23 protein-coding genes, 1 tRNA gene and 1 pseudogene are annotated in these 21,908 nt (G+C 71.8%); 11 read left to right on the top strand and 14 right to left on the bottom strand.

Annotation, left to right across the window (positions count from 1 at the left end):
- From AX018_RS25455 to purM, 6 genes and pseudogenes are all read right to left on the bottom strand, one after another.
- Positions 1 to 293, bottom strand: a 293-nt coding sequence (locus AX018_RS25455) for a transposase (RefSeq protein ID WP_245951560.1), incomplete at its 3' end; no start/stop codon positions are given.
- A 306-nt stretch (positions 294 to 599) separates the two neighbouring features.
- Complete coding sequence (locus tag AX018_RS14715; protein ID WP_111878418.1) at positions 600 to 1,580, bottom strand: GlxA family transcriptional regulator; 981 nt, start codon at positions 1,578 to 1,580, stop codon at positions 600 to 602.
- Between the two features lie 8 nt (positions 1,581 to 1,588).
- Positions 1,589 to 2,296: a DJ-1/PfpI family protein gene (locus AX018_RS14710; RefSeq protein WP_111878416.1), complete on the bottom strand. Its 708-nt coding sequence runs from the start codon at positions 2,294 to 2,296 to the stop codon at positions 1,589 to 1,591.
- Positions 2,293 to 2,885 (bottom strand): annotated as a pseudogene (locus tag AX018_RS14705) (isochorismatase family protein). The gene AX018_RS14710 and the pseudogene AX018_RS14705 overlap by 4 nt, the downstream one beginning before the upstream one ends.
- 117 nt (positions 2,886 to 3,002) lie before the next feature.
- The gene (locus tag AX018_RS14700) at positions 3,003 to 4,061 is read right to left on the bottom strand and encodes an AI-2E family transporter (RefSeq protein ID WP_111878413.1); all 1,059 of its coding nucleotides are present in this window, start codon (positions 4,059 to 4,061) and stop codon (positions 3,003 to 3,005) included.
- A gap of 24 nt (positions 4,062 to 4,085) precedes the next feature.
- Positions 4,086 to 5,144, bottom strand: coding sequence for a phosphoribosylformylglycinamidine cyclo-ligase (purM, locus tag AX018_RS14695; protein WP_111878410.1), 1,059 nt, complete (start codon positions 5,142 to 5,144; stop codon positions 4,086 to 4,088).
- 355 nt (positions 5,145 to 5,499) lie between these two features.
- Between purM and hda the strand changes: the two genes are divergently transcribed.
- The 4 genes from hda to folK all read left to right on the top strand — a co-directional run bounded on the left by hda (position 5,500) and on the right by folK (position 9,120).
- The gene (gene hda / locus AX018_RS14690) at positions 5,500 to 6,210 is read left to right on the top strand and encodes a DnaA regulatory inactivator Hda (protein WP_111878433.1); all 711 of its coding nucleotides are present in this window, start codon (positions 5,500 to 5,502) and stop codon (positions 6,208 to 6,210) included.
- 77 nt (positions 6,211 to 6,287) lie between these two features.
- Positions 6,288 to 6,992, top strand: coding sequence for an HAD family hydrolase (locus AX018_RS14685; protein ID WP_111878408.1), 705 nt, complete (start codon positions 6,288 to 6,290; stop codon positions 6,990 to 6,992).
- Entirely contained in the window at positions 6,989 to 8,581 is a 1,593-nt protein-coding gene (gene pcnB, locus AX018_RS14680; protein ID WP_111878405.1) for a polynucleotide adenylyltransferase PcnB, read from the top strand. Before AX018_RS14685 ends, pcnB begins: the two co-directional genes overlap by 4 nt.
- Positions 8,578 to 9,120 carry a 2-amino-4-hydroxy-6-hydroxymethyldihydropteridine diphosphokinase gene (gene folK / locus AX018_RS14675; RefSeq protein ID WP_211322444.1) on the top strand — a complete coding sequence of 181 codons (543 nt, stop codon included), beginning with the start codon at positions 8,578 to 8,580 and terminating at the stop codon, positions 9,118 to 9,120. The genes pcnB and folK overlap by 4 nt, the downstream gene beginning before the upstream one ends.
- Positions 9,121 to 9,156: 36 nt before the next feature.
- Here the strand turns inward: folK and AX018_RS14670 are convergent, their stop codons facing one another.
- Complete coding sequence (locus AX018_RS14670) at positions 9,157 to 10,140, bottom strand: tripartite tricarboxylate transporter substrate binding protein (RefSeq protein ID WP_111878401.1); 984 nt, start codon at positions 10,138 to 10,140, stop codon at positions 9,157 to 9,159.
- 55 nt (positions 10,141 to 10,195) lie between these two features.
- Positions 10,196 to 11,269, bottom strand: a complete 1,074-nt coding sequence (locus AX018_RS14665) for a CDP-6-deoxy-delta-3,4-glucoseen reductase (protein WP_111878398.1) — start codon at positions 11,267 to 11,269, stop codon at positions 10,196 to 10,198.
- 48 nt (positions 11,270 to 11,317) lie between these two features.
- Here AX018_RS14665 and AX018_RS14660 point away from each other — a divergent pair, with 48 nt between their 5' ends.
- Positions 11,318 to 12,298, top strand: coding sequence for an NAD-dependent epimerase/dehydratase family protein (locus AX018_RS14660; protein WP_111878396.1), 981 nt, complete (start codon positions 11,318 to 11,320; stop codon positions 12,296 to 12,298).
- Here the strand turns inward: AX018_RS14660 and AX018_RS14655 are convergent.
- The 4 genes from AX018_RS14655 to AX018_RS14640 all read right to left on the bottom strand — a co-directional run bounded on the left by AX018_RS14655 (position 12,286) and on the right by AX018_RS14640 (position 16,438).
- Complete coding sequence (locus tag AX018_RS14655) at positions 12,286 to 12,978, bottom strand: DUF4124 domain-containing protein (RefSeq protein WP_111878393.1); 693 nt, start codon at positions 12,976 to 12,978, stop codon at positions 12,286 to 12,288. The two genes, AX018_RS14660 and AX018_RS14655, sit on opposite strands and share 13 nt — an antisense overlap.
- 22 nt (positions 12,979 to 13,000) lie before the next feature.
- The gene (locus tag AX018_RS14650; RefSeq protein WP_111878391.1) at positions 13,001 to 13,633 is read right to left on the bottom strand and encodes a hypothetical protein; all 633 of its coding nucleotides are present in this window, start codon (positions 13,631 to 13,633) and stop codon (positions 13,001 to 13,003) included.
- A gap of 173 nt (positions 13,634 to 13,806) precedes the next feature.
- Entirely contained in the window at positions 13,807 to 15,081 is a 1,275-nt protein-coding gene (locus AX018_RS14645) for a CaiB/BaiF CoA transferase family protein (protein ID WP_111878388.1), read from the bottom strand.
- Between the two features lie 157 nt (positions 15,082 to 15,238).
- A complete protein-coding gene (locus AX018_RS14640; protein ID WP_111878386.1) occupies positions 15,239 to 16,438 on the bottom strand; it encodes an acyl-CoA dehydrogenase in 1,200 nt (399 codons plus the stop codon).
- A gap of 153 nt (positions 16,439 to 16,591) precedes the next feature.
- Between AX018_RS14640 and AX018_RS14635 the strand changes: the two genes are divergently transcribed.
- From AX018_RS14635 to AX018_RS14625, 3 genes are all read left to right on the top strand, one after another.
- Positions 16,592 to 17,491: a LysR substrate-binding domain-containing protein gene (locus AX018_RS14635; protein WP_111878383.1), complete on the top strand. Its 900-nt coding sequence runs from the start codon at positions 16,592 to 16,594 to the stop codon at positions 17,489 to 17,491.
- Between the two features lie 137 nt (positions 17,492 to 17,628).
- On the top strand, positions 17,629 to 17,859 hold the full coding sequence (locus AX018_RS14630; protein WP_111878380.1) for a hypothetical protein: 231 nt from the start codon (positions 17,629 to 17,631) through the stop codon (positions 17,857 to 17,859).
- Positions 17,860 to 18,598: 739 nt separating this feature from the next.
- The gene (locus tag AX018_RS14625) at positions 18,599 to 18,823 is read left to right on the top strand and encodes a hypothetical protein (protein ID WP_111878377.1); all 225 of its coding nucleotides are present in this window, start codon (positions 18,599 to 18,601) and stop codon (positions 18,821 to 18,823) included.
- A 164-nt stretch (positions 18,824 to 18,987) separates the two neighbouring features.
- On the opposite strand, the gene AX018_RS14620 is transcribed toward AX018_RS14625, so the two are convergent.
- A tRNA-Leu gene (locus AX018_RS14620) sits at positions 18,988 to 19,072 on the bottom strand.
- A gap of 43 nt (positions 19,073 to 19,115) precedes the next feature.
- Between AX018_RS14620 and cysM the strand changes: the two genes are divergently transcribed.
- The 3 genes from cysM to AX018_RS14605 all read left to right on the top strand — a co-directional run bounded on the left by cysM (position 19,116) and on the right by AX018_RS14605 (position 20,924).
- Entirely contained in the window at positions 19,116 to 20,027 is a 912-nt protein-coding gene (gene cysM, locus AX018_RS14615) for a cysteine synthase CysM (RefSeq protein WP_111878375.1), read from the top strand.
- A gap of 88 nt (positions 20,028 to 20,115) precedes the next feature.
- A complete protein-coding gene (locus AX018_RS14610; RefSeq protein ID WP_111878372.1) occupies positions 20,116 to 20,664 on the top strand; it encodes an NUDIX hydrolase in 549 nt (182 codons plus the stop codon).
- A 32-nt stretch (positions 20,665 to 20,696) separates the two neighbouring features.
- On the top strand, positions 20,697 to 20,924 hold the full coding sequence (locus AX018_RS14605) for a sulfurtransferase TusA family protein (RefSeq protein WP_111878428.1): 228 nt from the start codon (positions 20,697 to 20,699) through the stop codon (positions 20,922 to 20,924).
- Positions 20,925 to 21,014: 90 nt separating this feature from the next.
- Here AX018_RS14605 and galU read toward each other — a convergent pair whose 3' ends face one another.
- Positions 21,015 to 21,902: a UTP--glucose-1-phosphate uridylyltransferase GalU gene (gene galU / locus AX018_RS14600; protein WP_111878370.1), complete on the bottom strand. Its 888-nt coding sequence runs from the start codon at positions 21,900 to 21,902 to the stop codon at positions 21,015 to 21,017.
- Between the last annotated feature and the right edge of the window lie 6 nt (positions 21,903 to 21,908).

Genomic DNA, 21,908 nt, shown 5'->3' with positions numbered 1-21,908 from the left:
AGGCAAAACCGCTGGTAGCTCGCCCGATCCAGCAACTGGTACTCCATCTGCTCATCGGACAGGTTGTACAGCCGCTTCAACACCAGGATGCGCACCATGACCTCGGTGGGGTAGCTGGGCCGCCCGCCCTTGCGGCCATCGCCGCGCTCGATGAGCGCATCCACCAGCCGGGTCAGCTCCGCGAAATCGATGTGCCGCGCGATCACCTGCAACGGATCGCCCACCTCATCCCTCTTGTGCTGGCGCGAGGCCTCCGCGAACAGGTCGAACTTCAGCGCGCTGCGGGGAGTGATCATGGCTATGGCGGACTCAGGCGTTCTCGGTCAAAGACAGAGGGGCTGGGTTTTGAGAGGTTCCCTATCGACTGATCTGCATAGGGAGGAGGCTGCATATGCCTCGTTCACCGCTCTGTGGAAAGCCTGTTTGGATGTATTGTGGATTATGCGAAGTTGTGCTAGCAATGTGTGTGGCGGGTCAAGGGGGCTGGAAGATTCCCGGAAAGTGCAGCCAAGCGGTGCGGTGCAGAGGCCTGCAGCGTCGTGCCTTGCACGCCTCGATGGTTCCGAGATGGAGCTGAGGTGGCCTGTGCCCTCCGGCGCTCAGCCATGCCCAGGCGCGGACGGCGTGCCGCCGCGCCCGAAGCGGTGCCAGGCGCGCCGCAGTTGCGTATCGGAACTGAACCCCGCCAGCCCCGCGGCCTGGGTGACCGTGTGGCCCGAGCACAGCGCGGCCTCGGCCGTGGCGAGGCGGATGCCGCGCAGCCAGGCCAGGGGCGCGATGCCCGCATGCTCCAGGAAGAGCCGGGTGAGGTGGCGCGGCGAGGCATGGGCCACCTGGGCCATCGCCGGCACGCTCCAGGTGCCCGCGGGGTCCTGCGCGACGGCGTCCTGCACCCGGTGCAGGGTGGGGTGCATGTGGTTGCGGTGCGCGAGGAAAGGTGAGAACTCCGGGTCCTGCGGGCCGCGCCGCAGCGCCACCACCAGGGTCTGCGCCACCTGCGCCGCGATGGCCGGGCCGCACACGTCCGCGATGCGGTGCAGCATGAGATCGATGCCGGTGGTCACGCCGGCGCTGCTGTAGACGGGCGCGTCGGCCACGAAGACGCGGTTGGCCACCACGTCGCAGCGCGGATCGGTGCGCCGCAGCTCGTCCAGGTGCTGGTGGTGCGTGGTGGCGCGCCGGCCCGCGAGCAGCCCGGCATGCGCGGCCAGCACCGAGCCCGCGCACACGGTGACGAGTTCCAGCCGGCCGCGCGCGGGCCGCAGGCCGCGCAGCCAGTGCAGCAGGTGGCGGGCCTCCTCGCTTTCGGCATCGATGCTGTCGCCGGGCAGGCCGATCAGCACCACCCAGGCGGCCTCGGGCCAGGCGGCGGGCAGCGGCTCCAGGCCGCTGAGCATGGCGCCCACGGAGGTGACGGACTCCGGCGTGGGGCTCACGAAGCGCAGCACGAAGCGTTCGGCCAGCCCCTGCGCGCGCAGGCACCGGTTGGCGATGCGCAGCGCCTCCGCCGGGCCGGCCCAGTCGAGCACCAGGCTGTGGGGCAGGAGGGCGAAGACGACGTGGATGGGGCCTGGCGGCATGCTGGGCGCTAGCGTGCCGGCATCCGTGCCGGCGCCTGTGCCGGGTGCGGCGGCAGGGTCTGCGGGGCGGTGTGCGGATCGGGATTCCATGGCGTGTCCATCTGCCGTGCCGTGCGCTCGGCGAGCGCGCGGTCGGTCAGGCGTTCTACCAGATGCAGCGACAGGTCGATGCCCGCGCTGATGCCGGCGGAGGTGAACAGCGCACCGCCCGGGCCGTCGGCGCCGGGGGCGTTGTCCACCCAGCGCACGCCCGTGCGCACGTCCAGGCCCGGGAACCGCGCACGCAGGTCGTCCACGTCCTCCCAGTGGGTGGTGGCGGGGCCGCCGGCCAGCACGCCGGCCGCCGCCAGGATGAACGCGCCGGTGCAGACCGAGGCCGTCACCCGGGCGCCGGCGGCGGCCCGCGCCACCCATGCCAGCGTCTCGGGGCAGGCCATGGCGGCATCCACCACGCCGCCGGGGACGATCAGCACGTCGGGCGGCGCGGCATCGGCGAAGCATGCCTCGGGCACGATGCGCAGGCCCGCGCGTGCCCAGAGGCCGGCACCCGTGCGGCCCACGCAGTACACGGTGAAGGGGGCCGGCGCCGAGGGCTCCCGCCGCGCGTGCATGCGCGTGGCCGTGGTGAACACCTCATAGGGGCCGGCCAGGTCCAGCGCCTCCACGTCGTCGAAGGCGAGGATCGCGACCCGCCGCGGGGCGGCCCGCCCGCTCATGGGTTCACCGCCGTGGCGGCGGTGCCCCGGGCCGCGTCGGCGCGCGTGAGCGCCTCGCCCACCGTGCAGGGCGTCGCGAAACGGCCGCGAGCACCGTGACCGTGCGGGCCTTGATGTCGGCGGCGGCGAGCACGCGGCCATCGGGCTGGAGCATGTCCCAGGTCAGCGTGGCATCGGCCACGTAGTCCACGGCCCAGCCGAGGTCGCTGGCGTGGCGCGTGGTGGTCTCGCAGCACTGCTCGGTGCGGATGCCGCTCACGATCAGGCGCGTGATGCCATGGCGCGTGAGCCACACGTCCAGGCCCGTGCCCACGAGCGCGCTGTGGCGGCTCTTCAGGAACTGCGCCGCCGGGTTGAAGGGAATCAGGCCGGCGAGCGGCCGCACCTGGCCCGACTCCAGGGAGAACGCGTTGGCGGGCTCGGCGGGCCCGTCGCTGTGCAGCACGCGCACCACGGGGATGCCGCGGGCCCCGCAGCCCTCGATCAGCGCGTTCTGCGCGGCGAGGTAATCCGGCAGGTCGTGCTCGGTGAAGTACGGGCGATGGCGGAAGGACTCCTGCGCATCGATCACTAACAGACAGGTTTTCATGGCGGTCTCCGCAAGGGGGATGGACTGCCTTGATGGTGCCTGCGCCGGGGCGGGCCGTCCGCGCACGAGCGGACCTTGATCGATCAGATTCGGACAATTCCGGCCCGCGGGCCGGACTCACACGAGCCGCACGGCTTCCAGCTCCTTCTTCAGGTAGGCGTAGAAGAGCGGGGCGGCCACGAGCCCCGCCGGCCCGAAGACCGCCTCGGCCACGAACATCACCGACAGCAGCTCCCACACCCCCATGTGCGTGCGCTGGCCCACCACCTTGGCGTTGATGACGTACTCGGCCTTGTGGATCAGGATCAGGAACGCCAGGCAGGCGACGGCCGCCGTGGGCGACACCGACAGCCCCACGATGGTGATGACCACGTTGCACAGCAGGTTGCCCACGATGGGCACCAGCCCGGCCAGGAAGGTGAGCGTGATGAGGGCCGGCGCATAGGGCAGCCGCAGGTCCCAGAGCGGCAGCACGGCCAGCAGGAAGAGGGCGGTGAGCAGGGTGTTGAAGGCGGCGATCCAGAACTGCGCCGCCACGATCTGCCGGAAGGCCTCGCCCAGGTAGGTGATGCGGTCGGCCAGCGCCACCGCCAGGGGCCCGCGCGGCCCGCCCAGGGGCCGCACGGCGGCGAGCGCGCCGATCAGCAGCCCCACGTAGGCGTGCAGCAGGCCCGCGAGCCAGACGCGCCCGGCCAGTGCCAGCGCGCCGGCCTTGGCGCCCAGGTAGCCGGCGATGGTGCGCTGGATCTCGGCGGCGCCCTCGGGCAGGTGCGACGCGATGTCGGGCGGCAGCTTCAGCCGCAGCTCCAGCACCGTGCGCGCGAGGAAGTCGAGCAGCTCGCGGTACTGCTGGGGGGCTTCCACGATGTAGGTGCGCGAATGCGTGGCTGCGAGCGCCAGCAGCGCGATGGGGGCCAGCCCCACGAGCGTGGCGGCCGCCACCTGACCCAGGCGGTCGGCCCGCCCCCCGGCACGCCAGCGGCGCGGCAGGGCCGAGGCCAGGCGCGGCGCGAGCCAGCGCGTGAGCAGGAAGCCCAGGCAGGCGCAGAGCAACCCGGGCAGCAGGCCCTGCCACATCACGAGCAGCAGGGCGCAGCCCATGAGTACGTAGCTGGAGGTGCGCACCCCCCGGGTCAGCGCGGGAAAGGGCTTCGGGGCGGAGGGCGGCGACTCCATGGACGGCCTGGACTGCGGCAGGCGTCAGCCCACCACGACGGCGGCACCCTGGGCGCGCTCGGCGATGGCGCCGATGGCGTACACGGTCTCGCCCTGGGCGCGCAGCGTGGCGGCCACGGCCTCGGCCTGGGCGGCAGAGACCACCACCACCATGCCGATGCCGTTGTTGAAGGTGCGGTTCATCTCGATGTCGTCGATGCCGGCCGTCTTCTGCAGCCACGCGAAGAGTTCGCTCTGCGGCCAGCTGCCGGCCGTCAGGTGCGCGGCGAGGCCCTCGGGCAGCACGCGCGGAATGTTCTCCAGCAGGCCGCCGCCCGTGATGTGGGCCAGGGCCTTGATGCCGCCGGCATCGGCCGGGTGCTGCGCCAGCGCGGCCAGCACGCTCTTCACGTAGAGGCGCGTGGGGGCCATGACGGCTTCCTTGAACGGCTGACCGTCCAGCGTGGCCGGCGCGGAGGCGCCCGCGCGCTCGATGCACTTGCGCACCAGACTGAAGCCGTTGGAGTGCACGCCGGCCGAGGCCAGGCCCAGCACCACGTCGCCCGTGGCCACTTCCTTGCCGGTGAGGATCTTGGACTTCTCCACGGCGCCGACGGCGAAGCCCGCCAGGTCGTATTCGCCGGCCGGGTACATGCCGGGCATCTCGGCCGTCTCGCCGCCGATCAGCGCGCAGCCCGACAGCTCGCAGCCCCGGGCGATGCCGCCGACCACGGCCGCGGCGGTGTCCACATCGAGCTTGCCGCAGGCGAAGTAGTCCAGGAAGAAGAGCGGCTCGGCACCCTGCACGAGCACGTCGTTCACGCTCATGGCCACGAGGTCGATGCCCACGGTGTCGTGCATGTTCCACTCGAATGCCAGCTTGAGCTTGGTGCCCACCCCGTCCGTGCCCGACACGAGCACCGGCTCCCGGTAGCGCTTGGGCACCTCGAAGAGGGCGCCGAACCCGCCGATGCCGGCCAGCACGCCTTCGCGCATCGTCTTTTTGGCGAGCGGCTTGATGCGCTCGACCAGCGCGTCGCCCGCGTCGATGTCGACACCGGCGTCTTTGTAGGAAATGGGGGTGGAGGAGGCGGAGGAACTCATGGGCTGGGGATGGTGTGGTGCGGGGCCCGCGTGGCGGGCCGGAACGCGCGGATTCTAAAGGCCACGCCCGCGCCGCCCGCCAATGCCCCTCGCGCGCCGCCGCGCCGTGGCACCCCCGGTTGCACCGGGGGCCGGCCGGGCAGACTAAAATCGGCGATTGCCCGGGGGATTTCCCGGGTGGCGCTCCGGGCCCGCCCCGGGGCGGCGCGTGGGGTGCATCGGTCGCCCCGCGGTTCCTTTTTCTTTCAGCAGCTCCCCCGCTCCCCTCCATGCCGCTCCTCCCGCCGCTCCGCCACGCCGTGCCGCATGCCGCTCCATGCGCCGCGCGCCCGCCGGCGTGCCAGAGGGTGTGCGCATGAAGCAGCTGGCGCTCGACATCGGGCTGGCCACCGGCCCCACGCTCGCGCGCTTCTTCCCCGGCCCCAACGTGCAGGCCCTGCAGCACCTGCGCATCGCAGTGGGCGATTCAGACGTGGCCTCCGGCGCGCCGCCGGTGCGCTCGCCGGTGCCCACCTACCTTTGGGGCGAATCGGGCAGCGGCAAGACGCACCTGCTGGAAGCCGTGCGCGAGGCCCTGCGCGAGCAGGGCGGCATGGTGGGCTGGCTCGATGCCTCGGTGATGCTGCCCACGGCCTTCGACGAGCGCTGGTCGGCCGTGCTGCTCGACGAGGTGCACCTCTACTCCACCGCGCAGCAGGCCGCCGCGTTCAACTGGTTCATCAACGCCATCAGCCCCGCCGTGGGGGCCCCGCGCTGGGTGCTCGCGGCCGGCGACCTGCCCCCGGCCGACCTGCCGCTGCGCGACGACCTGCGCACGCGCCTGGGCTGGGGCCACGTGTTCCAGCTCCACCTGCTGGACGAGGCCGAGCGCCGCGCCGTGCTGCGCCAGGAGGCCGACGCGCGCGGCATCTTCCTGGGCGACGACGTCATGAACTACATGCTGGGCCGCTTCTCGCGCGACCTGGGCAGCCTCATGCAGTTGCTCGACCAGCTCGACAGCTTCGCGCTGCGCACGCAGCGCGCCATCACCATCCCCCTGCTCAAGACCATGCTGGAGTCCGAATAGCGGTGGCGGGCCCCTCCCCGGACGCCGCCCGCCCGCAGAAAGAACCTCCGCCCACCTCCCGCTCCTGATTGCCCTGCATGACCTCCGACACCCCGGCCTCCCGCCCCCGGATCGCGTTCTTCGACCTGGACCACACGCTGCTGCCGCTCGACTCCGACTACGAGTGGGGCGAGTTCACCATCCGCATCGGCTGGACCGACCGCGCCGAGTTCGGCCGCCGCAACAAGGAGTTCTACGACCACTACGTGGCCGGAACGCTCGACGTGCACGACTACGTGCGTTTCGCCGTGGACGCCGTGCGCCGCAGCGGCCCCGATGCCGCGGCCGCCGCGCACGCGCAGTTCATGCGCGACGTCATCGGGCCCGCCATCCGGCCCGAGGCGCTCGAACTGCTGTGCCGCCACCGCGGGGCGGGCGACGAGGTCGCCATCGTCACCGCCACCAATGAGTTCGTGACCCGCCCGATCGCCCGGGCGCTGGGCGTGGAGCACCTGCTGGCCGTGGAGCTGGAGCGCGACGCGCAGGGCTGGATCACGGGCGGCATCCGCGGCGTACCCTCCATGCGCGAGGGCAAGGTGCTGCGCGTGGAACAATGGCTCGCCGAGCGCGGCTGGGCCTGGAGCGGTGTGGAGAGCACCTTCTACAGCGACTCGATGAACGACGTGCCCCTGCTCGAAAAAGTCGACCATCCCGTCGCCACCAACCCCGACCCCCGCCTGCGCGCGCTCGCGCAGCAGCGCGGCTGGCGCATCCTGGACCTGTTTTCCTCGCCATCACCATGATCAAGAAGTTCATCGACAAACTGCTGGGCAAGTCCGAGTCCGGCGCGGGCCGTGGAAAGCATCGCTTCGGCAAGCGCGAGGAAGTGCCCGCCTCGGTGCACGGCATCGACCCCGAACTCGTGGACCGCCGCGCGGCCGACGTCGTGCGCACGCTGCAACAGGCCGGCTACGAGGCCTACATCGTCGGCGGCGCCGTGCGCGACCTGCTGCTGGGCCTGAAGCCCAAGGATTTCGACGTGGCCACCAATGCCACGCCCGAGCAGGTCAAGGGCCTGTTCCGCCGCGCCTTCATCATCGGCAAGCGCTTCCGCATCGTGCACGTGGTGCACGGCCGGGGGCGCGAGCACGAGGTGGTCGAGGTCTCCACCTTCCGCGCCTACCTCGACAACAGCGCCGCCGAGGCCGTGAGCGGCAACGAGAAGACCAGCAAGCACGCGCTGGCCGGCATGCAGCACGCCGTGGACGCGAGCGGCCGGGTGCTGCGCGACAACGTCTGGGGCCCGCAGGACGAGGACGCCACGCGCCGCGACTTCACCATCAACGCGATGTACTACGACCCCGGGACGCAGGTCGTGGTGGATTACCACAAGGGCATCCAGGACGCGAAGAAAAAGACCATCCGCATGATCGGCGACCCGGCCACGCGCTACCGCGAGGACCCGGTGCGCATCATCCGCGCCGTGCGCTTCTCGGCGAAGCTGGCGGCGGTCGGCTTCGCGATCGAGCCCAAGACGGCCGCGCCGCTGGTGCAGTCGCAGGCGCTGCTGGCCGACGTGCCGCAGAGCCGCATGTTCGACGAGATGCTGAAGCTGCTGCAGACCGGCCACGCCATCGCCACCATCGCGCAGCTCAAGAAGCTGGGCCTGGCCAGCGGCATCTATCCGCTGCTCGACGTGGTGGTGGAGCGGGCCGACACGGCCTTCGTGAGCGCCGCGCTGGCCGACACCGACCGCCGCGTGGGCGAGGGCAAGCCGGTGGCGCCGAGCTTCCTGCTCGCCTGCGTGCTCTGGCAGGACGTGAAGACGCAGTGGGACCGCCGCCTCGCCCAGCGCGAGCACCCGTTCCCGGCCCTGCAGGGTGCGATCGACGACGTGTTCGACCAGCGCATCGGCGATGTGTCGGGCCGCGGCAAGCTGGCCGCCGACATGCGCGAGATCTGGGTAATGCAGCCGCGTTTCGAGAAACGCGTAGGCACCACGCCGTTCAGCATGGTCACGCACCTGCGCTTCCGCGCGGGCTTCGATTTCCTGCGCCTGCGCGCCGACGTGGGCGAGGTGGACGAGGCCCTGGCCGATTGGTGGCAGGAGTTCCAACTCGCCGACGAGGCGCGCCGCGAGGACATGCTCGATCAGGCGCGCGAGGAGCAGAAGGCGCGCCAGCGCAAGAGCCAGCCCGTGGTGCGCCGCGTGCCCAAAGCCGCCGTGCCGCAGGAGGGCGCGGAGGCGCCGCAGGCCGCCGTCGATGCGGCCGATGCAGCCGATGAAGGCGCCGCCGATGCCGGCGCGCCCAAGAAGCGCCGCCGCCGTCGCCGCAAGCCCTCGGGCGGTGGGGGCGAGGGCCCGTCCGCGCAGCCGGCGCAGGACGCGTGAGCGGCGCGGCATCCGCCGGTCCGGCCCGGGGGGCCGAGGGCCGGGAGCCGGTGCCTGCCTGCATCGGCCTGGGCGCCAACCTGGGCGATGCCCGCGCCGCCCTGCGCGCCGCCGTGGTGGCCCTGGCCGCGCTGCCGTGCACGCGGGTGGAGGCGGTTTCCTCCCTCTACGCCAGTGCCCCGGTGGATGCGCAGGGGCCGGACTTCCTCAATGCCGTCGCGCGGCTCTCCACGGGCCTGAGCGCGCCGGCACTGCTGGCGGCGCTGCAGGCCATCGAGCGGGCGGCGGGGCGGGAGCGCCCCTACCGCAACGCGCCGCGCACACTGGACCTGGATCTGCTGCTCTACGGCCAGGGCCGCATCCAGGCACCCGGCCTGGAAGTGCCCCATCCGCGCATCGGGGAACGCGCCTTCGTGCTGCGCCCCCTGGCGGAGGTGGCGCCGCAACATGTGCAGGCCGCGCACCTCGACCGCGTGGCCGGCCAGCGCGTGGACGCCGTCGCGGGGCCGGACTGGGCCCGGGGCACCGGCCCGCAGTAGGCGGCCCCTGGAAGGTGGTGGCGCTGGCCCCCGGGGTCAGTCCACCTTGGCGCCGGAGGCCTTCACCAGCTGCTGGTACTTGGCGCGCTCGGCGGCCATGAAGGCGTCGAACTGCTCGGGCGTGGTGGCCACGGGCTCGGCCATGAGCGTGGCGAAGCGGGTCTTGGTCTCCGGCGCGTTGAGCGCGGCGACGAAGGCCTTGTTGAGCCTGGCGATCACGGCCTTGGGCGTGCCGGCGGGCGCCACGAGGCCCCACCACGTGTCGATCGCGAAGCCCTTGAACGTGTTCGACAGCGGCGGCACGCCCGGCAGCATCGGCGAGGCCTGCAGCGAGGTCACGGCCAGGGCCTTCACTTTGCCCGCGCGGATATTGGGCGCGGCGGCCGCGAGGTTGTCGATGTTGAAGTCCACCTCGCCCGCCAGCAGCGCCAGTTGTGCGGGGCTGGCGCCGCGGTAGGGAATGTGCAGCGCGAAGATGCCCGCGCGCTGCTTGAACATCTCGCCGGCCAGGTGGCCCGCGCTGCCGTTGCCGCCGCTGCCGTAGTTCAGCTTGGCCGGGTTGGCCTTGGCGTAGGCCACCAGATCGGCCACCGTGTGGATCTTGAGCTGCTCGGCCTTGGCGGCATTGATGACCAGCACGTTGGGCACGCGCACCATCTGCGTGATGCCCGCGAAATCCTTGGCCGCGTCGTAGGGCATGCGGCCGTAGAGCCAGGGGTTGACCGCGTGCGTGGCGGTGGCCGCGAGGCCGATGGTGAGGCCGTCGGGCGCGGCCTTGGCGATGGCGTCGGCACCGATGTTTCCGCCCGCGCCGGCCTTGTTGTCGATGATGACCGTGCCCAGCGTATCGCGCACGCGCTCGGCCAGCGCGCGCGACGTGACGTCCAGCGGCCCGCCCGGCGCGTAGGGCACGATGAGGCGGATGGGGGTGTCCTGCGCCTGTGCCAGGGGGGCGGCCAGCGCCGCGGCGAGGGCGGCGGCCGAGAGGAGGAGGGGTCTGCGTTGGGTCATGGCCGCCATTGTGCAAAAAAGCACGGCGCGCGGACAGCGGCGCGGCCCCGGTTCGTGTCCCGGGTCAGGACGCCACGGCGGCCCCGTGCTTGTCGGCCTCGGAGGTGAACGCGTCGGCGTAGAACTCCTCGGGCGGCAGGCCCCGCTGGGCGCTGTAGGCCGCGCGGGCCGATTCCACCACGATGGGGGCACCGCAGGCATAGACCTGGTGGCCCGAGAGGTCGGCGTGGTCGTCCATCACCGCCTGGTGGACGAAGCCGGTGCGGCCCGTCCAGCCGTCTTCCGGCAGGGCGTGGGAGACGACGGGGACGTAGGCCAGGTGCGGCATCTCCGCCATGCGCTCGCGCACCCAGGCGTCCATGTACAGGTCGCCGGGGCGGCGACCGCCCCAATAGAGCGTGGTCGGCCGCTCGATGCCCTTGAACCGCAACTGCTCGATGAGGGCCTTCACCGGCGCGAAGCCCGTGCCGGAGGCCAGCAGGACGATGGGCTTGCTGCTCTCCTCGCGCAGGAAGAAGCTGCCGAAGGGGCCTTCCACGCGCAGGATTTCCTTTTCCTTCATGGCGCCGAACACGTGGTCGGTGAAGCGGCCGCCCGGCATGTGGCGGATGTGCAGCTCGATGCCCGGGGCGCCCTCCTGCGTGTGCGGCGCGTTGGCCATGGAGTAGGCGCGCCGCGCCCCGTCCCGCAGGATGAACTCGATGTACTGACCGGCGTGGTAGCGGAAGGTGTCGGCGGCGGGCAGTTGCAGGCGCACCACCATCACGTCGTGCGATGCCTGCGAAAGGGTGGAGACGCGCACGGGCATCTTCTTGACGGGGTAGGCGCTTTCATCGGTCACCTGCCGCGATTCCAGCACCACGTCGGTGAGCGGCTGGGCGCAGCAGGTGAGCACGAAGCCCGCATCGGCCTCCTCGGGGCTCAGGGCCTTGGCCTGGTGCTCTCCGTGCACGACGGAGCCGCTGAGCTTCTTGCACTTGCACGATCCGCAGGCACCGTCCTTGCAGCCGTAGGGCAGGCCCACGCCGCTGCGGATCGCGGCGGCCAGCAGGGTTTCGCCGGCCTGGGCGGCGTAGGCCCGGCCGCTGGGTTGCACTGTGATCTGGCGAACGCTGGGGGCCGTCTCTGCGGTGGTCATGGAGTGGGTATCCTCGGATCGTGTTCTTATCGATGGCGGACCCGGATTTTGCCCTCAAACCTCACCCCCCTCGGCGCGCTGCCGGCGCGCTTTCGCCGCGAGCGCATCCTCATCGCGGGCTGCGGCGACGTCGGCCTGCGCGCCGTGCGGGCCCTCGGGGCCCGGCAGGGCGCGCCGCGCCCGCGCGTGCTGGCGCTCACCTCCAGCCCGGAGCGCGCGGCCGCGCTGCGCGGGGCCGGCACGGTGCCGCTCGCGGGCAACCTGGACGACGCGCGCACGCTGCGCCGGCTCGCGGGCCTGGCCACGCGGGTGCTGCACCTCGCGCCGCCCCCGGGCGAGCGCGAGGACGCCGGTGCGCGCACCGACCCGCGCACCCTGGCGCTGGCGCGCGCGCTGCGCGGTCGCACGCTGCCCGGCGTGCTGGTCTATGGCTCCACGAGCGGGGTGTACGGCGACTGCGGCGGCGCGCGGGTCCGTGAGAGCCGGCCCGTCGCGCCCGCCACGCCCCGCGCCTGGCGGCGCGTGCACGCCGAGCACACGGTGCGCCACCTGGGCCGGGCCGGCGTGCGCGCGAGCGTGCTGCGCATCCCCGGCATCTACGCGCCCGACCGCGAGGGCGGCACGCCCGAGGCGCGGCTGCGCCGGGGCACGCCCGCGCTGGTGGCGCAGGAGGATGTGCACACCAACCACATCCACGCGGATGACCTCGCCCGCGCCTGCGTGGCCGCGCTCTGGCGCGGGCGGCCGCAGCGCACCTACCACGTGAGCGATGCGAGCGAACTGAAGATGGGCGACTACTTCGACGCCGCGGCCGACCTCTACGGCCTGCCCCGGCCGCGGCGCATCACGCGCCGGGAGGCGCAGGCCGAGCTGTCGCCGATGCTGCTGAGTTTCATGAGCGAGTCGCGCCGGCTCGATGCCACCCGCCTCGCGCGGGAGCTGCGTGTGCGGCTGCGCTACCCCACGGTGGCCGAGGGCCTGCGGGCGGCCCCGGAAGGGGCGGGTGCCGCCGGCATTCAGCGCGGGTAGATGTTGCCGTTGCGGTCGTAGCAGCGGAACACGTTGCACTGCGTTCCGGGCGGCTTGGTGACGGGCACGGCGGGCTGCACGACCACGGGCCGTTGCGGCACGACGACCACCGGGGGCGTGTAGAGGTCCTGCGTGCCGTAGGAAGAGCCCCCGCCGCGCGCGCGCTCCACGTCGGCATAGCCCGACGAGCCCAGGCAGTCCAGCTCCATCTGGCGCTGCGCGGCCGACAGGCGCGCCTGCGCCTCGTAGGTGCCCTGGCCGGGCTCGGCGGCCACGCGGTCGAGCTGGCGGCGGGAGCGGGCGCACTCGGGCGAGCGGGCCGGGTCGGTGGAGACCTCGCGCCCGGCCCGCGCGCGCGATTCCTGTGCCTCGCGCCGGGCCTGCTGCTGGTCCGCCAGGGCCTCGGTCTGCAGGCGCTGGCGTTTGAGTTCGAGCGCCTCGCGGGCCTGCTCGCGCTCCTGCTGGATCTCCTCGGGCGTCTTGCGCGGCTCCACTTCGCGCGCGGCGGTGCCGCGGTCGCAGTTGCCATCGGTGTAGGTGATCCGGCCCGTGGCCGGGTCGGTGCAGCGCATGACCTGGGCCTGGGCCGAGCCGCCGGCCAGCCACAGCGCCGCGGCGAGGCCGGCGATCGGCAGGACGCGCCATGCCGGGCGGGGGAGGGTGGGGTGGGGTGTGTGCATGGCCGGTGTCCTCTGGAAAGCCTCAGGGCCGGTTCGGATTCTGCTCCTGCCGCCACATCGGCGGGCCGAAGGGGCGGTTGGGCGCTTCCTGGCGTGGGTTGGCGCGGTTCTGCGCCTCCTGCTCCCGGCGCTGGCGCTCCTGTTCCCGCCGCTGCATTTCCTGATCGCGGCGCTGCATCTCTTGGTCCCGGCGCTGGCGGTCCTGGTCGGCGCGCTGGCGTTCGCGCTCCCGCTCGCGATCCCGGGATTCGCGTTCCCGGTCGCGGTCGGCGCGTTCGCGGTCGCGTTCCTGGCGGCGGCCGGCCTCCCAGGCCTCGCGGTCGCGCCGCTCGCGCCAGGCGCGCTCGCGTTCCTCGCGCTCGCGGCGTTCCCGCCATGCGTCGCGCCCCGGGTCGTAGGGGTATCCACCCTGCCAGCCGTAGGCCGGGGGTGGTGGAACCACGACCGGATAGGCGGGCCGGGGCACCCCGTAGACGGGGGGCTGCTCGTAGACCGTGACCGAGCCCGCCGGCGGGTAGGCCGGGCCGGAATAGACCGGCTCGGAGGGATAGCCGGTCGCGCCGCCGTAGTACGGATCGCCCGGCACCACGGCGCAGCCCGCCACCAGTGCCGCCAGGGTGGCGGTGGACAGCAGTTTCAGGAGGAGTGGGGGCATCGCGGGTCTCGCTGGCGTGGCCGGCGCGGGCGGGGCCGCGGGCCGGGTTGGAAGGGGCCGCCCGCCAGGGTGGGCGGAGGCATGTGACGGGTGTGTGACGCTCCGCCCCCCATTTTGGTTGACCCCGCGCCCCCGGCCGTCGGAGAAGCCCCCCCGCCCGGCGGGCCGCGTGTCTACACCACGCCCGCCGCGCGCAGGCGCTGCACGGCCGCCGCGTCCAGGCCCAGCTCGGCCAGCACCTCGTCCGTGTGCTGTCCCAGCGCCGGCGGCGCGCGCCGCAGCACCGGCGGCGTGGCCGAGAGCCGCAGCGGGCTGGCCACGCCGGCGATGGTGGCGATGCCGTCGGGCGCCGGCTGGCCCTGCGGCCAGCGCGGCAGCTCCACCGCCAGGCCGCGCGCGCGCACCTGCGGGTCATCGAACGCCTGGGCCACGGTGTGGATGGGGCCGCAGGGCACGGCCTTGTCTTCCAGCAGCGCGATCCACTGCGCGGTCGAGCGGGCGCGGGTCACTTCCTCCATGAGGGGGATCAGCTCCGCGCGGTGCCGCACGCGCAGCGTGTTGGTGGCAAAGCGCGCGTCCTGGGCCCACTCCGGCCGGCCGGCCGCCGCGCAGAAGCGCGCGAACTGCCCGTCGTTGCCGATCGCGAGCAGCATGGCGCCGTCGGCCGTGGGGAAGTCCTGGTAGGGCACGAGGCTCGGGTGGCTGTTGCCCTGGCGCCGGGGCGATTCGCCGGTGGCGAGGAACCCCGCCGCCTGGTTGGCCAGCACCGCCATGCCGACGTCCAGCAGCGCCATGTCGATGTGCTGGCCCTCGCCCGTGCGCTGGCGCGCGTGCAGCGCGGCGAGGATGGCGTTGCTGGCGTACAGGCCCGTGAAGAGGTCGATCACCGCCACGCCCACGCGCAGCGGCCCGCCGCCGGGCTCGCCGTCGGCGCGGCCGGTGATGTCCATGAGCCCGGTCATCGCCTGCACCATGAGGTCGTAGCCCGCGCGGGCGGCGTAGGGGCCGTCCTGCCCGAAGCCCGTCACCGAGCAGTAGATGAGCCCCGGGTTCGCGGCCCGCAGGCTCTCGTGGTCGAGCCCGTACTGCCGCAGGCCGCCCACCTTGAAGTTCTCCACCACCACGTCGGCCTGCGCGGCCATCGCGCTGACCAGGGCCTGGCCCTCGGGGTGGGCGATGTCGATGGTGACGGAGCGCTTGTTGCGGTTGCAGGCGGTGAAGTAGGCCGCCTGGTCGGTGTCGCGGCCCTCGGCGTCGCGCAGGAAGGGCGGTCCCCAGTGGCGGGTGTCGTCGCCGGTGCCGGGGCGCTCCACCTTGGTCACGTCCGCGCCCAGGTCGGCCAGCACCTGCGTGCACCAGGGGCCGGCGAGCACGCGCGAGAGGTCGAGCACCCGGATGCCCGCGAGGGCGCCCGCCGCTGCCGCGGATGGAGGAAAGGAATCGTTCATGGGCCGTATTTTGCTATCAAATAAATAGCTGTTCGCATAGCGGCAACGCCGACATGGAGCCTGAAAGGCATCCAAATGCATCCATGGGGGCCGTTGCGGGCCCCCGGAGGCCCCTTGCGCAGCCGCGTGCCCCGGCGGCGGGTTCGTGGGGGCCCTTTCAGTTGGCGAAGGCGGCGATGCCCGTCTGGGCGCGGCCGAGGATCAGCGCGTGCACGTCGTGCGTGCCCTCGTAGGTGTTCACCACTTCGAGGTTGACCAGATGGCGGGCCACGCCGAATTCGTCGCTGATGCCGTTGCCGCCCAGCATGTCGCGCGCCAGTCGGGCGATGTCCAGCGCCTTGCCGCAGCTGTTGCGCTTGATGATGGAGGTGGCCTCCACGGCGGCCGTGCCCTCGTCCTTCATGCGGCCCAGGCGCAGGCAGGCCTGCAGGCCGATGGCGATCTCGGTCTGCATGTCGGCCAGCTTCTTCTGGACGAGCTGGTTGGCGGCCAGGGGGCGGCCGAACTGCTGGCGGTCCAGCGTGTACTGGCGGGCCGTGTGCCAGCACGACTCGGCCGCGCCCAAAGCGCCCCAGGCGATGCCGTAGCGCGCGCTGTTGAGGCAGGTGAACGGGCCCTTGAGGCCCTGCACCTCGGGGAAGGCGTTCTCCTCGGGCACGAACACGCCGTCCATCACGATCTCGCCGGTGATCGAGGCGCGCAGGCCCACCTTGCCGTGGATGGCCGGGGCCGTGAGGCCCGGCATGCCTTTTTCGAGCACGAAGCCGCGGATCGGGCCCACCGCGCCGCCCTCGCTCACCTCCTTGGCCCAGACCACGAACACGTCGGCGATGGGGCTGTTGGTGATCCACATCTTGGCGCCCGAGAGCCGGTAGCCGCCCGCCACCTTGTGCGCGCGCGCGGCCATGCTGCCGGGGTCGGAGCCGTGGTCGGGCTCAGTGAGGCCGAAGCAGCCGATCCACTCGCCGCTGGCGAGTCGGGGCAGGTATTTCTGCTTCTGCGCCTCGGTGCCGAATTCATGGATCGGCACCATCACCAGCGAGCTTTGCACGCTGGCCATGGAGCGGTAGCCCGAATCCACGCGCTCGATCTCGCGGGCGATCAGGCCATAGGCCACGTAGTTCAGGCCCGGGCCGCCGTATTGCTCGGGGATGGTGGGCCCCAGCAGGCCCAGTGCGCCCATCTCGCGGAAGATGGTCGCATCGGTCTTCTCGTGGCGGAACTGCTCCAGCACGCGCGGGGCGAGCCGGTCCTGGCAATACGCCGCGGCCGCGTCGCGCACCATGCGCTCGTCGTCGCTCAGTTGCTGGTCGAGAAGGAAGGGGTCGTCCCACTGGAAGGCGGCGGCGCGGGCCATGGTGGTCTCCTGGAATCTTTGCGTGGCGGATGATTTGCCGTATGTGCATGTCATGCGGCAGTGGAGGCATGCTATTGCGCGGTGTTCTCTGTAGGCAAGTGAGAATGTCTCATCCAGAAATGAGTTTGTGGAATACATGGGTACCATCAGGCCATGCGACGCACCCTGCCTTCCACCCAAGCCCTGGCGTGCTTCGAGGCCGCCGCCCGCCACGAGAGCTACACGCGCGCCGCGCAGGAGCTGTTCCTCACGCAGAGCGCCGTTTCGCGCCAGATCCTGGCGCTGGAGGATTTCCTCGGCGTGGCGCTCTTTCGCCGCACGCGCCACGGCGTCGCGCTCACGCCCGCCGGCGTGCACTACGCCCGCCAGGTCGGCCGCTGGCTGGAGGGGCTGGAGCGCGACACGCTGGACGTCATGGCGCACCAGGGGCAGGGCGGCGCCATCACCCTGGCGGCTGTGCCCACGTTCGCCACGCGCTGGCTGATCCCGCGTCTGCCCCGCCTGGCCGAGCGCCACCCCGACGTCGTGGTCCACATCGAAACCCGCGTGCGGCCGTTCCTCTTCGCCGACACGGGCTTCGATGCCGCGCTCTATGCCGGCACGCCCGAGCAGGTGGCCAACTGGCCGGGCACCCAGGCCCTGCGGCTCATGCAGGAAGACGTCGCGCCCGTGTGCAGCCCCGCGCTGCTGCCGCACGGCCGGCCGCTGCCGCCCGAGGCCCTGGCCACCCTGCCGCTGCTGCAGCAGACGACCCGTCCCCACGCCTGGCGGCAGTGGTTCGAAGCCATGGGCGTCCATGCCCCGCAGCACGCCCTGGACGGGCCGCGCTACGAGCTGTTCTCGATGTCGGCCGTGGCCGCCGCGCACGGCCTGGGCGTGGCGCTGGTGCCCCTGATGCTGACCGAGGCCGAGCGCGCGCGCGGCGAACTGGTGCCGGCCTGCGACCAGCCGCCGCGCGGCGGGCGGGGCTATTACCTCGTCACGCCCGCGCAGCCGCAGCCGCCCGTGGTGGCGGCCTTCGCCGCCTGGTTGCAGGACATGGCCGCGACTTGAGCAGGGCGGCACCGCCGCCGATTGCGCCCGCGCGCCGCCCCGGCTAGGCTGATCCGCACCCGCCGTTCCATGATCCGGCCCGTGGCGCCGGCACGGCGGGGGCCTTCCGCCACCGCAAGAAAAAGGAGCATCGCACCATGAACAGCCATACCAACGGCACCTACCGCGCCCCCCATTTCGACCCGACCGTGGACGAACTCGAAGCGCTCAAGCAGATCGAGATCGGCCGCGCCATCAGCGTGCCGCAGGCCCTGCGCCACCACCTTTCCGGGCGGCTCTACGAGCGGGGCTACATCGCCAAGAATGCCGCGGGCGATCTCGCCATCACCGACAGCGGCCGTGCGCTGATCCGCCGCCAGGACTCCTGACGCCGCCCGCCCGCCCCCCGGACCGCCGCCGGGGCGGATCTCTCCCGGCGCCACTTCCGGGCTTCGCGCCGTCCGACAGCGGTTTCGCCTTCGTCCTACACCGCGGAATTTTGTTATTTTCTATACTGGCGTTTGTGCTTTCGTGAGACGGGAATTGATCCCCTCCTCGGCGGGAGCGCTCGAGGAGCCGCAGATGCCGAGGGGCAGCGCACCGGCCTCCGTGTGAAGACGACATGGAGCCGGCCGCATGCATCCCGGGCCGCGTGCACCGGATTCCCGGCAAGGCCGCCACGATGGCGCGGCGCTTGCCGCCGGCCCGAAGCCCTGTCCCCTGCGTTTCCCGACAAATGAATTCCATACCGTGCCGTTTGGGCGCCGATGGCAGCAAAAGACCTGCCATGGCCTGCTTCCGGTAGTCCGTTCTCGTCGAAGGATGAACATGAGAGAGACCTTGACTGTCGTTGCTGGATTCGTGCTGTTTTCCAGCCTGGGAATCGCTTACCTGGCCGCTTCGATGATGAGCGGCTTCTGAGCGCGGCGGCCAGCCACCGTCCGCGGCCTTGGCCATTCACTCCGTCCCATGCTCCGGCTCCACCGCATTCCCGCCGACAAAAGCGATCCGCCCGCGGAGCCCGACGTGCCCGCGCCGCCTCCGGAGCCGGCGGACCAGCCTCCCTATTGCACGTCTGCGCCGGTGCGTAGCCGTTGCTGATCGCACCCCCGACGAGGAGCCGCAACCATGCTGTCCAGACATCCCGCCCCCGCCACGCAAAAGCAGGTGGATGCCGCCGAAAAGCGGGTGGACAAAGTGCTGGAGCAGTTGGAGGCGGAGACGCAAGGCGAGGTGAGCAGGATCGCCCTCGAAGACGTGGTGGGCACGAACCCCGAAACCGGCCGCCCGGAAGTGCAGAAGCACGTGGACATCACCCTGGCGCACAAGCCTGGCCGGCAATGGCCGCGCTGAGCCGGCGCGTGGCATGGGGCGTCAGCCCCATCGGGCATGGCGGGCGCACGAGGGTGGCGCGGTCACTGATGTAGAGGAAAGCCTTGTTCCGAAAGCCTGCGCGGGTCGGCAGGAGCGGGGGGCAAGACCTTTGGCGTCGTGACCATGGGCGGGCCATGGTGCCGTGGTGCCCGGGGCCGGAATCGAACCGGCACGCCTTGCGGCGGGGGATTTTGAGTCCCCTGCGTCTACCAATTTCACCACCCGGGCGACGCAATGAAGTAAGCGGCGGATTATGGCACAGTAGCGCGCTATGCCTACGACGACCTACCCAACCATCGAAGACGCGATCGGCCGCACGCCCCTGGTGGCATTGCAGCGCATCGGCGCCGAGGAAAACACCGCGCGCGGCAATGTCGTGCTGGGCAAGCTGGAGGGCAACAACCCCGCCGGCTCCGTGAAGGACCGGCCCGCGCTGTCCATGATCCGCCGTGCGGAGGAGCGCGGCGACATCCGCCCGGGCGACACCCTGATCGAGGCCACCTCGGGCAACACCGGCATTGCGCTCGCCATGGCCGCCGCCATCAAGGGCTACCGCATGGTGCTGGTGATGCCGGAAGACCTCTCGGTGGAGCGGGCCCAGACCATGAAGGCCTTCGGCGCCGAACTGATCCTGACCCCCAAGAGCGGCGGCATGGAATACGCGCGCGACCTGGCCGACACGATGGTCAAGCAGGGCAAGGGCGTGGTGCTCGACCAGTTCGCCAACCCCGACAACCCCCGCATCCACTACGAGACCACCGGCCCCGAGATCTGGGAGCAGACCGGCGGGCGCATCACCCATTTCGTGAGCGCCATGGGCACCACGGGCACGATCACCGGCGTGTCGCACTTCCTGAAGGAGAAGAACCCCGGCATCCGGATCATCGGCGCGCAGCCCAAGGAAGGCTCGCGCATTCCCGGCATCCGCAAGTGGCCGCAGGAATACCTGCCCAAGATCTACGATCCGAGCGCTGTGGACGAAACCATCAACGTGGGGCAGGACGACGCCGAGGACATGTGCCGCCGCCTCGCGCGCGAGGAGGGCATCTTCGCAGGCATCTCCGCCGCCGGGGCCTGCTGGGCCGCGCAGGAGATTGCCCGCCGCGAGCGCGAGGCGACCGTCGTGTTCGTGGTGTGCGACCGCGGGGACCGCTACCTCTCCACGGGCGTTTTCCCGGCCTGAATGCCGCCCGGACGCAGGGTTGAAGGTCAGATAGGCTCCATGTCGCTGTACCCTGGTCTTTTGTTGCTATTAAAGATATAGCAAACCGATGATTCCAGAACCCCGCTTCTGCCTGCAGTGCGCCACTCCTCTGGCATGGGCCGTGGCGTGGGAGGACGGGGGCGAGCGCCAGCGGCTGCGCTGCCCGGCCTGCGGGTGGACGCACTGGAACAACCCCACGCCGGTGCTTGCCGCCGTGGTGGAGCTGGAGGGGCGCGTGCTCCTGGCCCGCAACGCCGCATGGGAGCACCAGGACGCCTACGCCCTCATCGCCGGCTTCATGGAGGCCGGCGAGACGCCCCGGGACGGCATCGTGCGCGAGATCCGGGAAGAGACCGGCCTGGGGGTGGGCGCGCTGTCGCTGATCGGGGTGTACGACTTCCAGCGCATGAACCAGGTCATCATCGCCTACCACGCGCTGGCCCATGGCACGGTGCGGCTGTCGCCCGAACTGGCGGACTACCGGCTGGTCGCGCCCGAGGCCGTGCGGTGCTGGCCGTCGGGCACGGGGCCGGCGCTGGCCGACTGGCTGCGCGGCCGGGGCATCGAGCCCACGTTCATGGAATGGCCGGCCCGGGGGGCCGCGCCCGCTGCGTAGAATCCACCTTCTTCGCCAGGAAGCAGACGACGATGCACATCCACCAGGAAATCGACACCCGCGGACTCAATTGCCCGCTGCCCATCTTGAAAGCCAAGAAGGCCCTGGCCGCCATGGCCAGCGGCGAGGTGCTGAAGGTGGTGTCCACCGACAACGGCTCGCTGCGCGACTTCCAGGCCTTCGCCAAGCAGACCGGCAACGAGTTGCTGGACCAGACCACGGCGGGTGAGGAATTCATCCACGTGCTGCGCCGCCGCTGAGGGGCGGCCGCCGCGCGGCTTGCGCGGCCCGTGCAAAAAAGAAAAGGCGCCTCCGTCGGGGCGCCTTTTGCGTTGGGGGCTGCGGGGCCGTCAGATTTCCACGGTCTTCAGGTATTCACGGAACGCCGCGCCCACCTGGGGGTGCTGGAGCGCCAGTTCCACCGTGGCTTCCAGGAAGCCTTCCTTGCTACCGCAGTCGTAGCGCTTGCCGTCGTAGCGGAACGCATAGACCGCCTCGCGGCCCATGAGGCGGGCGATGGCGTCGGTGAGCTGGATCTCGCCGCCCACGCCCTGGGGCTGGTTGCGGATCTCGTCGAACACGCCGGGCGTGAGGATGTAGCGGCCGGCCACGCCCATGCGCGAGGGCGCGTCCTGCGGCGCGGGCTTCTCCACGATGCGGTCGATGCGGATCAGCGGGCCGCCGGCGGGCTCGCCCGCGACGATGCCGTAGCGGCGCACATGGTCTTCCGGCACTTCCTGCACGGCCAGCAGCGAGCGGCCCTGCTTGCGGAAGGCGGTCGCCATCTGCGCCATCACGGGCTGGCTGCCGGGCGGGCCGACCATCAGGTCATCGGCGAGCAGCACGGCGAAGGGCTCGCGGCCCACCAGGGGCTCGGCGCACAGCACCGCGTGGCCCAGGCCCAGCGAGCGCGGCTGGCGCACGAAGGCGCAGTCCATGTCGTCGGGCGCGACCGAGCGCACGAGTTGCAGCAGGTCGTTCTTGCCGGCAGCCTCCAGTTCGTTCTCCAGCTCGTAGGCGGTGTCGAAATGGTCCTCGATGGCGCGTTTGCTGCGGCCGGTGACGAAGATCATGTGGCGGATGCCGGCCGCATAGGCCTCTTCGACGGCGTACTGGATCAGCGGCTTGTCCACCACCGGCAGCATCTCCTTCGGGGATGCCTTCGTGGCTGGCAGGAAACGGGTTCCCAGGCCGGCCACGGGGAAGACGGCTTTGCGGATCACGGAGTTGTCGCTCATGAAGTT

The organism is Paracidovorax anthurii (assembly GCF_003269065.1).
GTDB classification, from domain to species: domain Bacteria; phylum Pseudomonadota; class Gammaproteobacteria; order Burkholderiales; family Burkholderiaceae_C; genus Paracidovorax; species Paracidovorax anthurii.
This window is presented reverse-complemented; position numbering and strand designations above follow the sequence as displayed.